The organism is Streptomyces sp. NPDC020597 (assembly GCF_044335095.1).
In the GTDB taxonomy this organism is placed as follows: Bacteria; Actinomycetota; Actinomycetes; order Streptomycetales; family Streptomycetaceae; genus Streptomyces.
In genome coordinates, this window is sequence record NZ_JBIRUL010000010.1 from 49,837 (window position 1) to 61,836 (window position 12,000).

The 12,000-nt window shown below is 72.3% G+C and carries 12 protein-coding genes; 6 read left to right on the forward strand and 6 right to left on the reverse strand.

The features are described 5' to 3' along the window. Positions 1–397 precede the first annotated feature (397 nt). The 4 genes from ACH4ZA_RS19290 to ACH4ZA_RS19305 all read left to right on the forward strand — a co-directional run bounded on the left by ACH4ZA_RS19290 (position 398) and on the right by ACH4ZA_RS19305 (position 3,877). Complete coding sequence (locus ACH4ZA_RS19290; protein ID WP_398430536.1) at positions 398–1,417, forward strand: sugar ABC transporter substrate-binding protein; 1,020 nt, start codon at positions 398–400, stop codon at positions 1,415–1,417. Then, positions 1,417–2,493 carry an ABC transporter permease gene (locus ACH4ZA_RS19295; RefSeq protein ID WP_398430537.1) on the forward strand — a complete coding sequence of 359 codons (1,077 nt, stop codon included), beginning with the start codon at positions 1,417–1,419 and terminating at the stop codon, positions 2,491–2,493. The genes ACH4ZA_RS19290 and ACH4ZA_RS19295 overlap by 1 nt, the downstream gene beginning before the upstream one ends. Before the next feature lie 8 nt (positions 2,494–2,501). Then, positions 2,502–3,419, forward strand: coding sequence for an ATP-binding cassette domain-containing protein (locus tag ACH4ZA_RS19300; protein WP_398430538.1), 918 nt, complete (start codon positions 2,502–2,504; stop codon positions 3,417–3,419). A gap of 227 nt (positions 3,420–3,646) precedes the next feature. Continuing rightward, the gene (locus ACH4ZA_RS19305) at positions 3,647–3,877 is read left to right on the forward strand and encodes a hypothetical protein (RefSeq protein ID WP_398430540.1); all 231 of its coding nucleotides are present in this window, start codon (positions 3,647–3,649) and stop codon (positions 3,875–3,877) included. Between the two features lie 76 nt (positions 3,878–3,953). On the opposite strand, the gene ACH4ZA_RS19310 is transcribed toward ACH4ZA_RS19305, so the two are convergent. The 3 genes from ACH4ZA_RS19310 to ACH4ZA_RS19320 form a co-directional block, all read right to left on the reverse strand. Continuing rightward, the gene (locus ACH4ZA_RS19310; RefSeq protein ID WP_398430542.1) at positions 3,954–4,958 is read right to left on the reverse strand and encodes a Gfo/Idh/MocA family oxidoreductase; all 1,005 of its coding nucleotides are present in this window, start codon (positions 4,956–4,958) and stop codon (positions 3,954–3,956) included. Between the two features lie 142 nt (positions 4,959–5,100). Then, positions 5,101–5,877 (reverse strand): SDR family oxidoreductase, encoded by a 777-nt coding sequence (locus ACH4ZA_RS19315; RefSeq protein ID WP_398430543.1) that lies wholly within the window; start codon positions 5,875–5,877, stop codon positions 5,101–5,103. A gap of 15 nt (positions 5,878–5,892) precedes the next feature. Beyond that, positions 5,893–7,062 (reverse strand): phytanoyl-CoA dioxygenase family protein, encoded by a 1,170-nt coding sequence (locus tag ACH4ZA_RS19320; protein WP_398430545.1) that lies wholly within the window; start codon positions 7,060–7,062, stop codon positions 5,893–5,895. A 117-nt stretch (positions 7,063–7,179) separates the two neighbouring features. Here ACH4ZA_RS19320 and ACH4ZA_RS19325 point away from each other — a divergent pair, with 117 nt between their 5' ends. Next, positions 7,180–8,214: a LacI family DNA-binding transcriptional regulator gene (locus ACH4ZA_RS19325; RefSeq protein ID WP_398430547.1), complete on the forward strand. Its 1,035-nt coding sequence runs from the start codon at positions 7,180–7,182 to the stop codon at positions 8,212–8,214. Positions 8,215–8,322: 108 nt separating this feature from the next. Here the strand turns inward: ACH4ZA_RS19325 and ACH4ZA_RS19330 are convergent, their stop codons facing one another. Both ACH4ZA_RS19330 and ACH4ZA_RS19335 read right to left on the reverse strand, forming a co-directional pair. After that, on the reverse strand, positions 8,323–8,991 hold the full coding sequence (locus ACH4ZA_RS19330; RefSeq protein WP_398430549.1) for a hypothetical protein: 669 nt from the start codon (positions 8,989–8,991) through the stop codon (positions 8,323–8,325). Positions 8,992–9,141: 150 nt separating this feature from the next. Beyond that, positions 9,142–10,299, reverse strand: coding sequence for a Gfo/Idh/MocA family protein (locus ACH4ZA_RS19335; RefSeq protein ID WP_398430550.1), 1,158 nt, complete (start codon positions 10,297–10,299; stop codon positions 9,142–9,144). A 164-nt stretch (positions 10,300–10,463) separates the two neighbouring features. On the opposite strand from ACH4ZA_RS19335, the gene ACH4ZA_RS19340 reads away from it, so the two are divergent. Continuing rightward, on the forward strand, positions 10,464–11,507 hold the full coding sequence (locus ACH4ZA_RS19340; protein ID WP_398430551.1) for a LacI family DNA-binding transcriptional regulator: 1,044 nt from the start codon (positions 10,464–10,466) through the stop codon (positions 11,505–11,507). On the opposite strand, the gene ACH4ZA_RS19345 is transcribed toward ACH4ZA_RS19340, so the two are convergent. Continuing rightward, positions 11,497–11,841 carry a cupin domain-containing protein gene (locus ACH4ZA_RS19345; RefSeq protein ID WP_398430552.1) on the reverse strand — a complete coding sequence of 115 codons (345 nt, stop codon included), beginning with the start codon at positions 11,839–11,841 and terminating at the stop codon, positions 11,497–11,499. The genes ACH4ZA_RS19340 and ACH4ZA_RS19345 overlap by 11 nt on opposite strands. Between the last annotated feature and the right edge of the window lie 159 nt (positions 11,842–12,000).

The following is a 12,000-nucleotide window of genomic DNA, read 5'->3' on the forward strand; positions in this document are numbered from 1 at the left end:
GGTTCGGTCGTCGGTGCGACGCGGCCGAAACCGCGCACCTGTCCGCCTCCGTCAAGATCAGGTCCGGTTGCCGGGCTGATCGCGCCGTATGGGAGGCTCCTCACGGCGATCGGGACCTGGCTCTCCCCAGGTGTAGGTCCCGGGAGCACGCACTGTCAAGACTTTGTACTTACATTCGGACCTGTACGTGAAATGATGTCATAACAAAGTATTGACACCGGGCTCGCCAAGGAATTGAATCCGGTCCCAGCAGTGCACGGGCCGGGTCCGGGACACCTGAACAGTCGCGGACCCGGCTCCCCGGCCCCAATCTGAGAAGAAACGGGCCCCGGATCCTCCCGTTCGCCTCCACTCGATCCCCGTCGTTTTCTCCGTCGCACAGTGAGGTGCAGGAAAGATGGACAGCTCTTCTCCGTCCCGCTCACGCAGCATCGCTCCGGTCGTGGCCATGGCCGCGGCAGTGGCTCTGACCCTCGCAGGCTGCTCCAGCAGCTCCGGCGGGAAGAAGTCCGAGGAGAGCGCGGACGGCGCTTCCGCGGGCAAGGCGAGCACCCCGCAGATGACGGTGGCGCTGGTGACCCACCAGTCGCCCGGCGACACCTTCTGGGACATCGTCCGCAAGGGCGCCGAGGCCGCCGCCGCCAAGGACAACGTCAAGCTGGTCTACTCCGCCGACCCGAACGCCGGCAACCAGGCCAACCTCATCCAGAACGCGATCGACCAGAAGGTCGACGGCATCGCGGTCACCCTGGCCAAGCCGGACGCGCTCAAGGACGTCATCGCCAAGGCGAAGACCGCGAAGATACCCGTGGTCGGTCTCAACTCCGGTGTCAGCGAGTGGAAGAACCTCGGGCTGATGGAGTTCTTCGGCCAGGACGAGACCGTGGCCGGCGAGGCCCTCGGCAACCGCCTCAACACCGAGGGCGCCAAGAAGGCCGTCTGCGTCATCCAGGAGCAGGGCAACATCGGCCTCACCCAGCGCTGCGACGGCGTGAAGAAGACCTTCAAGGGCACCACCGAGGTCCTCAACGTCAACGGCACCGACATGCCGTCGGTCAAGTCGACGATCACCGCCAAGCTGAGCCAGGACAAGGCCATCGACTACGTGGTCACCCTCGGCGCCCCGTTCGCGCTGACGTCGGTGCAGTCGGCGGCCGACGCGGGCAGCAAGGCCAAGATCGCGACGTTCGACCTCAACAAGGACCTGACCGGGGCCATCAGCAAGGGCACGATCCAGTTCGCCGTCGACCAGCAGCCCTACCTCCAGGGCTACCTGGCGATCGACTCGCTGTGGCTCTACAAGAACAACGGCAACTACATGGGCGGCGGTGAGCAGCCGGTGCTGACCGGCCCCGCCTTCGTCGACAAGTCCAACGTCGAGGCGGTCGCCGCGTTCGCCGCGAAGGGCACCCGGTGATGAGCGGGACCCGGCATGCCGAGCCGGCGGTGACCTCACCGCCGGCCTCCGGCCCCCAGCAGAGCGACGGCCGGACCGTCCGGCGGTCGCCGGCTCTGCGGCTGCTGGCGCGCCCCGAGGTGGGGGTGTTCCTGGGAGCCGTCGCCGTGTACGTGTTCTTCCTGATCACGGCCCCGCCGGTGCGCGAGGGCAGCGCGATGGCGAACATCCTCTACCAGTCGTCGACCATCGGGATCATGGCGCTGCCGGTGGCGCTGCTGATGATCGGCGGCGAGTTCGACCTGTCGTCCGGCGTCGCGGTGATCACCTCGGCGCTCACCGCGAGCATGCTCAGCTACCAGCTCACCATGAACGTGTGGGTCGGTGTGGTGGTGGCGCTCGCCGTGTCGCTGGGGATCGGGTTCCTCAACGGCTGGATGGTCGTGAAGACCGGCCTGCCGAGCTTCCTGATCACCCTGGGCACCTTCCTGATCCTCCAGGGCGTCAACCTGGCGGTGACCAAGCTGGTCACCACCAACGTGGCGACCGACGACATCAGCGACATGGACGGCTTCGGCCAGGCCAAGAAGATCTTCGCGTCGTCGTTCCACATCGGCGACGTCCAGGTGAAGATCACCATCGTGTACTGGCTGGTGTTCGCGGCGCTGGCGACGTGGGTGCTGCTGCGCACCCGGTACGGCAACTGGATCTTCGCGGTGGGCGGCAACAAGGAGTCGGCGCGGGCCGTCGGCGTCCCGGTGACCTTCACGAAGATCTCGCTGTTCATGCTGGTCGGCTTCGGCGCCTGGTTCGTGGGGATGCACCAGCTGTTCACGTTCAACACCGTGCAGTCGGGTGAGGGCGTGGGCCAGGAGCTGATCTACATCTCCGCGGCGGTGATCGGCGGCTGTCTGCTGACCGGCGGTGCGGGCTCGGCGATCGGCCCGGTCTTCGGCGCGTTCATGTTCGGCATGGTGCAGCAGGGCATCGTCTACGCCGGCTGGAACCCCGACTGGTTCAAGGCCTTCCTCGGCGTCATGCTCCTCGGCGCCGTCCTGATCAATCTGTGGGTCAGCCGCACGGCGACCCGGAGGTGACCCACCCCATGACATCCACCGACAAGAGCGGTACCCACGGGGCCGTCATCGCGGACACCGTCCCCGAGACCGGGGACGGCCCGATCGTCGAGCTGCGCGGCGCGGGCAAGTCCTACGGGAACATCCGCGCCCTGCACGGCGTGAGCCTCGCCGTCCACCCGGGGCGGGTGACCTGCGTGCTCGGCGACAACGGCGCCGGCAAGTCCACCCTCATCAAGATCGTCTCGGGACTGCACCAGCACACCGAGGGCGAGTTCCTCGTCGACGGCCGGCCGGTGCGCTTCACGACGCCCCGCGAGGCCCTCGACAAGGGCATCGCCACCGTCTACCAGGACCTCGCCACCGTCCCGCTGATGCCGGTCTGGCGCAACTTCTTCCTCGGCTCCGAGATGACCAAGGGGCCCTGGCCCGTGCGCCGTCTCGACATCGCCGCCATGAAGAAGACCGCCGACCGCGAACTGCGCAACATGGGCATCGTCCTGGACGACATGGAACAGCCCATCGGCACGCTCTCCGGCGGCCAGCGCCAGTGCGTCGCCATCGCCCGCGCCGTCTACTTCGGCGCCCGGGTGCTGATCCTGGACGAGCCCACCGCCGCCCTCGGCGTCAAGCAGTCCGGCGTGGTCCTGAAGTACATCGCCGCCGCCCGCGACCGCGGCCTCGGCGTCATCTTCATCACCCACAACCCGCACCACGCCTACATGGTCGGCGACCACTTCAGCGTCCTGCGCCTGGGCACCATGGAACTCACCGCCTCCCGCGACCAGGTCAGCCTCGAAGAGCTCACCAACCACATGGCCGGCGGCGCCGAACTCGCGGCCCTCAAGCACGAGTTGTCCCAGGTGCGTGGCGTCGACGTCGACGAGCTGCCGGAGGAGAAGGACCTCACCGCCCCCGTGGCCGCCCCGGGCGAGGGCGAGTCCTGAGGCGCCCTTAGGACCGGACGGGAGCGTCCGCCGCCGACAGGCGGCGACGCTCCCGCGGTCGTTCGGCGGCGATGACCGGCCGCACCCGCGCCCCGCGCGACCCCGTCAGGAAAAGCGTTCCGCCGTGCCGCGTCTTCGGCCTCCGCGGAACCCGCCGCGCGGCGCGGACGTTCCCCTCGCAGAGGGCCCGGGACGGAAGACGTTCCGGGCAGGGCCGGGAGGGTGAGATGCGGGAAGAGCGGCGGGCGGAGCAGCAGGCGGACGAAGTGCAGGCGGACGAACTGCGGACGGTCGAGCCGCAGGCGGACGGGGCGGAGGCCGGGCGGCGGGCCCGGTTCGGGGCGCTGCCGGAGCGGGTGGACCCGCAGGATCTGGTGGAGGAGCGGCCGGCGATCCCGCGCGACCCGTCCCGCGACGACTACGACCCCGACCAGGTCGCGATCCGCTACGGCCTGTGAGCCCAGAGGGCGGCCGGGGCCGGGGCGTGTTCCGCCCCGGCCCCGGCCGCCCTCGTTCCGGCTGCCCGGCCGGGCGTCAGGACGCCCGCACCTCCGCGATCGTCACCGGCCGGTGCTCGTGCAGGGACAGCGTGCACGCGTCGGCGATCCAGCCCGCCTCCAGCGCGTCCTCGATCGTGCAGGGCGAGGGGCGGGTCCCGGCCACGACCTCGGTGAACGCGGTGAGCTCGGCGCGGTACGCGGCGGTGAAGCGGTCCATGAAGAAGTCGTGCGGCGTGCCGGCCGGGAAGGTGACCCCGGGCTCCACCGAGCGCAGCGGCAGCTTGTCCTCGAGACCCACCGCGATCGAGTCGGTGAAGCCGTGGATCTCCATCCGCACGTCGTAACCCCGGGCGTTGTGGCGGGAGTTGGACACCACCGCGATCGTGCCGTCGTCGAGGGTGAGGATGGCGCCGGTGGTGTCGGCGTCGCCCGCCGCCGCGATGTAGTCGGCGCCCCGGTTGCCGCCGACCGCGTACACCTCGCTCACCTCGCGGCCGGTGACCCAGCGGATGATGTCGAAGTCGTGCACGGAACAGTCCCGGAAGATGCCGCCGGAGGCGGCCACGTACGCGGCGGGCGGCGGAGCCGGGTCCAGCGTGGTCGAGCGGACCGTGTGCAGCGTGCCCAGCTCACCGGCCAGCACGGCGGCCCGCGCGGCTGCGAAGCCCGCGTCGAAACGGCGGTTGTAGCCGATCTGGATCGGCACCGGACTGCCCTGGACGGCCTTCAGCACCTCGACGCCCTCGGCCATCGTCCGGGCCACGGGCTTCTCGCAGAACACGGGGACGCCCGCCTCGATGGCGGCGAGGATCAGGCCCGGGTGGGCGTCGGTCGCCGCGGCGATCACGACGCCGTCGATCCCGGCGGCCAGCACCGCCTCGGGGGAGTCCGCGACCTCGGCGCCGAACCGCTCCGCGGCGGTCTTGGCGGCCTCGGCGAACGGATCTGCCACGACGAGCGACTCGACGGCGTCGAGTCCGGAGAGGGTCTCGGCGTGGAAGGCGCCGATGCGGCCGAGGCCGAGGATTCCGATGCGCATGAGGGTGCAGCTCCTTGAGGGTCTTGCGGGGAGGGAACAACGGGAGGGGACGAAGAGGCGGGGGACGGGGACGGGGACGGGCCGGAAGGGGAGCCGGGACGGGGAACGGACGGGGATGACGGGACGGGCCGCGGGTGGACGGCTAGTCGAGTCCGCCGAGGACGTTCTGGTCCCAGTCGATCACCGAACCGGTGACCACGCCGGACCGGTCCGACAGCAGGAGGACGACGAAGTCGGCGATCTCGTCGGGCCGGCCCAGCCTGCCCATCGGCAGCCGTGCGGCGGCCTGCTCGCGCCAGTCGTCGCCCGCGCCGTGGAAGGCCCGCTGTGTGGCGTCCTCGCCCTCGGTGGCCGTCCAGCCGATGTTGAGGCCGTTGATCCGGATCCGGTCGAAGCGGTGGGCGTGCGCCGCGTTGCGGGTGAGGCCCATCAGCCCGGCCTTGGCGGCCACGTACGGCGCGAGGAAGGACTGCCCCCCGTGCGCCGAGGAGGTGATGACGTTGACGATCGTGCCGGGGGCCTTCCGGGACACCATGTCCGCGACCGCCGCCTGCATGGCGAAGAACGGCGCGCGCAGATTGATCGCGATGTGGCGGTCGAACAGCTCGGGCGAGGTGTCCAGCAGCGTGCCCCGGTCGGTCAGCCCCGCCGAGTTCACCAGGCAGTCGATCCGTCCGTGGACCGCCACCGTCTCGGCCACCGACGCGCGCGCCTGTCCGGCGTCCGCCAGGTCGGCCTGGACGAACACGGCCTCGCCGCCCGCGGCGGTCAGTTCCGCCACCAGTGCCTCACCCGGCTCACGCCGCCGTCCGGTGACGGCCACCAGGGCGCCCTCAGCGACCGCGGCTCGCGCGACGGCCGCGCCCACGCCCTGGCTGCCGCCGTTGACGAGGACGACCTTGTCGTCGAGAAGTCCCATGTACGGGGGTTCCTTTCAGCTGGTGCGCCGTGCGGCGCCGGCCCGCAGCGCGTCCCGGAGCGTCTGCGGGGTCCACTCCTCGCGCAGCGCCTGCCGTACGAGGTCCGCCTGCGAGGGCGGGGCCAGTCCGTCGACCGGCGGGTCGGCGTCGAGGTTCGTGGGGAAGGGGTAGCCCTCGGCGCTCGCGGCGACGACCCGCTCGAGCCACTCCTCGTCCGCACCGCGCGACCTGCGGCCGAGCAGCACGGGGAAGACCGCGTTCACCACCGCCTCCCGGTCCACGGTCTCCATCGCGCGCCCGAAGGCCGAGGACACCTGGAGCAGGTTGGCCGTCCGGCGGACGCCGGCCGTGCGGTTGGCGCCGGCGGCGTGGAAGACCGCCGGGTTGAAGAAGACGGCGTCGCCCTTGGCCAGCGGCAACTGCACGTGCCGTTCGGCGAAACAGGCCTGGAACTCCGGCCGCCGCCAGGCGAGGTAGCCGGGCTCGTAGGTCTGCGAGTACGGCAGGTACAGCGTGGGCCCGGACTCCACGGGCATGTCGCAGTGCGCGACCGCGCCCTGGAGGGTGAGCACGGGGGAGAGGCGGTGGACGTGCGCCGGGTAGGCGGCGGCCGCCCGGTCGGAGAGGAACCCGAGATGGTAGTCGCGGTGCGGGCTCTGGGCCGCGCCGCCCGGGTTGACGACGTTGACCTGCGAGGTCACCTGGTAGCCGGGGCCCAGCCAGGCGCGGGCGACCAGGGCGAGGACGTCGCTCGCGTAGTAGTCGGCGAACGCCTCCGGATCGTGGAGTGCGGCCTTCTCCAGGGCGTTCCAGACGCGGTCGTTGGCGCCGGGCTTCGCGAAGTGGTCCCCGGCGGTCGCCCCCGAGGCGTGCTGCGCGGCGATGAGCGCGTCGAAGACGGCCGTCAGCCGGTCGACGACCGCCGCGTCCGGGAAGGCGCCGCGCAGCACGACCACGCCGGGTCCGTCGGAGAAGGCCCGCACCAGCTCGGCGCGGATCGCGCGGCCGCCGTCACCGGCCGCCCGCAGGCGCGCGCTGTCGTAGACGAGGACGTTCTCCTCGACGGCCGAGGCGTGCGGGAAGTCGGCGAGGTCGGTCGTGCGCTCGACGAGCGAGCGGAACACGTCCAGGTCGCAGTCCTGCCCGGTCAGCCGGGCGGAACCCGGCACGGAGGTGAAGGACATCGGCGTCCCTTCGATGACAACGGCGGCTCAGCCCTGCCATTCTTGTCATGACAAACCCGTCGAACAACCAGCAGGCAGCCGTCAAAAACCCCTCAAGCCGATGCCGAGGAGTCTTCCGTGGGTCACCCTTTCCCGCTCCGCGAGATCGCGCGTCAGGCCGGTCTGAGCGAGGCGACCGTCGACCGGGTGCTCAACGGCAGGGGCGGGGTGCGGGAGTCCACCGCGCAGGAGGTGCGCCGGGCCATCGCCGACCTCGACCGCCAGCGCACCCAGGTCAGGCTCGTCGGCCGCACCTTCATGATCGACATCGTGATGCAGGCGCCGGAACGATTCACCACCGCCGTGCGCTCCGCCCTGGAGGCCGAGCTGCCGTCGCTGCACCCGGCGGTGCTGCGTTCGCGGTTCCACTTCCGGGAGACCGGCCGGGCGGGGGAACTGGTGGCGACCCTGGACCGGATAGCCCGGCGCGGCTCGCAGGGGGTGATCCTCAAGGCGCCGGACGTCCCCGAGGTCACCGCGGCCGTCGGCCGGCTGGTGGCCGCCGGCATCCCCGTCGTCACGCTGGTCACCGACCTGCCCGCCAGCGCCCGGCTCGCCTATGTCGGCATCGACGACCGCGCGGCCGGCGCGACCGCCGCCTATCTCACCGGCCAGTGGCTCGGGGACCGGCCCGGCAACGTCCTCACCAGCCTGAGCAGCGGGTTCTTCCGCAACGAGGAGGAGCGCGAGATGGGCTTTCGCGGAGTGATGCGGGCCCGGCACCCGCAGCGGGCGCTCGTGGAGATCGTCGGCGGGCAGGGCCTGGACGCCACCCATTACGACCTCGTGCGCGGCGCACTGGAACGGGACCCGCTGATCCGCGCCGTCTACTCGATCGGCGGCGGCAACATCGCCGCCCTGCGCGCCTTCGCCGACCTCGGACGGACGTGCGCGGTGTTCGTCGCCCACGACCTCGACCAGGACAACACCCGGCTGCTGCGCGAGCACCGGCTGTCCGCCGTCCTCCACCACGACCTGCGCCACGACGTGCGCGAGGCCTGCCACACCGTGATGCGGGCGCACGGCGCACTGCCGCCGGCCGGGCCCCGGCCGCCGTCGGCGATCCAGGTCGTCACCCCGTACAACATGCCGCCCCGGGCGGCGGGCGGCTGACGCGGGCCTCCGCCCGGGGGCGTGCGCTTCCTCCGGTCCTCGCAGGCTCCGGCCGTGGCGCCGCGGACGCCTCCGCAGCCCGGGCGCCGGGACGCCTGCCCCGCGCCTTCAGGCCCGCAGCGCGGGGGCGGCGGCCGCCCGGGCGACGCGGACCGCGCCGCGGTACGTCGAGATCCCCACGGCCAGCAGCCAGTAGCTGAGGACGAAGCCCATCAGCGCGGTCGTGCCCCAGCCGTTCGCCGCGTAGAAGAACGCGGGGTCGTTGCCGAAGAACAGCGACGGCACGAACACGAGGTTGACGCCGGCCAGGACGTGGGCGGAGCGGCCGGTCCAGCGCGGCAGCAGCCCGGTGCGGACCACGGCCTGGCCGAACGCGGTCAGGAACAGCGCAAGCATGAGGCGGGAGACCGACCCGTAGAGGATGTAGGTGCCGCTGACGTCGATCGTCGGGTCGATCGGGTGGTCGACGGCGATGACCGCGCCGGCCTCCAGCCCCATCGAGACGAGGGTGACCGTGGCGTACACGAGTCCGGTCGCGAAGGCGATCGAGCCGATCCACTCGTGGTCGGGGGAGACGCGCCGGACCAGGTCCCGGAACGCCGTCACGAACACGACGAGGCACGCCAGCGCGACGATCCCGACCAGCAGCCGGGACAGGACGTTGACGTCCGGCGGCGGGCCCGCGTAGAGGAAGTACAGCGGCACCTGGACGATGAGGGCGACGGCGGCGGCTACGGCGGCGAGGCCGGTCAGGCGCCGGGCGACGGCTTCGGACATGGGGTCCCCCTGGTTGTCTGCGTGGTGGATGCGGCGCCGGCCGCCAGGCTCCCGCGGGGCTCGTCCGGGCCGGCCCCTGAAGCCTGCCGCCTCCGGCGGTCCCGGTCGCGGGGCCTGGACGCCGGATCGGGGGTGGTCCTGGCCCCACCCCTACGGGTGCACGTCGACCCAGCGGCTGCTCCCGGCGGAGCGCGACATCGCCTCCAGCACGGTGGCGCTGTGCACCGCGTCCGCGAGCGTCGCCCCGTGCGGGGCGCCCTCGGCGACCGAACGCAGGAAGCGGCAGGCCTCCACGACCTTGAGGTCGTCGTAGCCCATCGCGTTGGCCGCGCCCGGCTGGAAGGCCGCGAACTCTCCGTCGCCCGGACCCACGTACACCGTGCTGACCGGCTGGTCCTGGTACGTCGTGCCGCGGCTGACGCCGAGCTCGTTCATCCGCCTGAAGTCCCAGAACACCGCGCCCTCGGTGCCGTGCACCTCGAAGCCGTAGTCGTTCTGCGCGCCCACCGAGACCCGGCAGGCCTCCAACACGCCCCGCGCGCCGGAGGCGAAGCGCAGCAGGCAGTTGACGTAGTCCTCGTTCTCGACCGGACCGAGTTCGCCGCCCGCCGCGAGGCTGTGACCCGCCGTGGCACCCGTCGGACGGGCGCGCTGCGGGACGAAGACGGCGGTGTCGGCCGCCAGCGAGGTGATGTCGCCGAGCAGGAAGCGGGCCAGGTCGACGCCGTGCGAGGCCAGATCGCCGAGCACCCCGCTGCCGCCGCGCTCCCGTTCGTACCGCCAGGTCAGCGCGCCGTCGGGGTGGGCCGCGTAGTCGCTGAGAAGACGGATGCGGACATGGGTGACGGCGCCCAGCTCACCGGCGGCGATCAGCGCACGGGCGGTCTCGACGGCGGGCGCGTTGCGGTAGTTGAATCCGACGGCCCCCTGGACCCCGGCCCGCGCCACGGCGTCCGCCACGGCGACGGCGTCCTCGCGGGTGAGGCCCACCGGCTTCTCGATCCAGATGTGCTTGCCGGCCTCGGCCATCGCGACGCCGATCTCGCGGTGCAGGAAGTTCGGCGCGGTGATGCTGACGGCCTGGACGCGGGGGTCGGCGGCCACCTCGCGCCAGTCGCGGGTGGTGGCGGCGAAGCCGTACTGCGCTGCCGCCTCCTCCGCCCGGCCGGGGACCTCCTCGGCGACGACCACCAGCTCCGGGCGCAGGGCGAGGTGCGGGTAGTGGTGCCGGACGCGGGCGTACGCCTGGGTGTGCACCCGCCCCATCCAGCCGAACCCGACGACGGCGACACCGAGCGCGTCCACCATGACGGCCCCTCTCAGCCTTCTGCCGGTCTTTGCTGGACCGGTCCATGTCCTGTCCAAGTCACCCTGAGGGCGGCCCGCCGAAGGTGTCAAGGCCTTCGAGGCCTGGAGAGGGTGAAGGACGTACCCCTTTGACAGCCGTCCGGCGACATGGAACGGTCCATGTCATGAGACCGCCGACCATCCGAGACGTCGCCGACCGCGCGGGCGTGTCCAAATCCCTGGTCTCGCTCGTGCTGCGCGGGACCGGGCAGGTGCGCGCGGAGAAGCGGGAGGCCGTCCTGCGCGCCGCCGGCGAACTGGGCTACCGGCCGAACACGGCGGCGCGCAGCCTCAGCGAGCAGCGCAACCTCCCAGGCCCCCCTGGACGGCCGGACGCGGGAACCCCCATGGTCGGCGTCCTCCTGCACGATCTGCGCAACCCCTGGTACGTGGACCTCCTCGACGGTCTCAACTCCCTGCTGCACGCGCACGGTCTGCACATGCTGCTCGCCGACGCCCGTCTCAACCGCCGGGTCGGCCAGGACCCGGCCGGCCCCTTCCTGGACCTCGGCGCGGACGGGCTGGTGATCGTCGGGACGCTGCCCGACCCGGCAGCGCTCGGCGCGGTCGCGGAGCGGATCCCGGTCGTCGTCGCCGGCGCCCGGGAACCCGTCCCGCCGGGGGTGGACCTGGTCGCGGGCGACGACGAACAGGGCGCGCGCCTGGTCACCGAGCACCTGCTAGCGCTCGGGCACCGCCGCATCGCTCACATCGCGGGGTACGGCGCGGTCGGCGAGCTGCGGCGGCGCAGCTTCGAGGCGGTGATGCGGGAGCACGGCGTGGAGCGGCCCGCCGTCGAGGCGAGTGACATGACCGAGGAGGGCGGTCACCGTGCCGCGGTGCGGCTGTTGGGCCGTCCCGACCGGCCGACGGCCGTGTTCGCCGTGAACGACATGGCCGGGGTGGGCGCGCTGTCGGCCGCGGACGAGCTGGGGCTGCGCGTTCCCGGGGACCTCTCCGTGGTCGGCTACGACAACACCAGCATCTCCCGGCTGCGGCACCTGTGGCTGACCACCGTCGACAACGCCGGCCACGAGGTCGGTCGCCGGGCGGCCCGCTGCCTCCTGGACCGGTTCGAGGGGGGCGGCGGAGCGGGGCGGGTGCGGCTCGCCGCGCCGCTGCTGGAGATCCGGGGGACGACGGCGCCCCCGGCCCCGCTCACCGGTTGATCGCGTAGACCTTGCGCAGCGTCTCGTGGACCGTCCACGTCGTGCGGTCGCCCTCGCGCAGCACGGCCATGTCCCCGGGGCCCACCGTCAGCGTCGGCCCGCCCTCGACCTCGACGGTCGCCGAGCCGCTGACCACGACGAACAGCTCGTCCGCCTCCGTGTCGGTGACCACGCCCGGGGTGATCTGCCAGATTCCCCGGATCTGCCGGCCGTCGTCGGACTGGCACACCACCCTGCCGCTGACCTCGGGCGAGCCGGACACGATCTGCGACGGGTCGAGCGGATCGGGTTCGAGGGCGGCGTCCGGAACGTGGAGAGCGAAGCTGTGGGTCATGCGGCGACCCTAACGAGGCACGCCGTCCCCGCGGGCTGGACACCGTGTGTGGCGCACACCCCGGCGATGCGGCACATCGTCGGGGTCGGTGCCCCGGCCCGGGCCCGGACTCCCGTGCGCCGGTCGGTCGTCCCCGGTCCCGGGTGCGGCCCGGCCGCA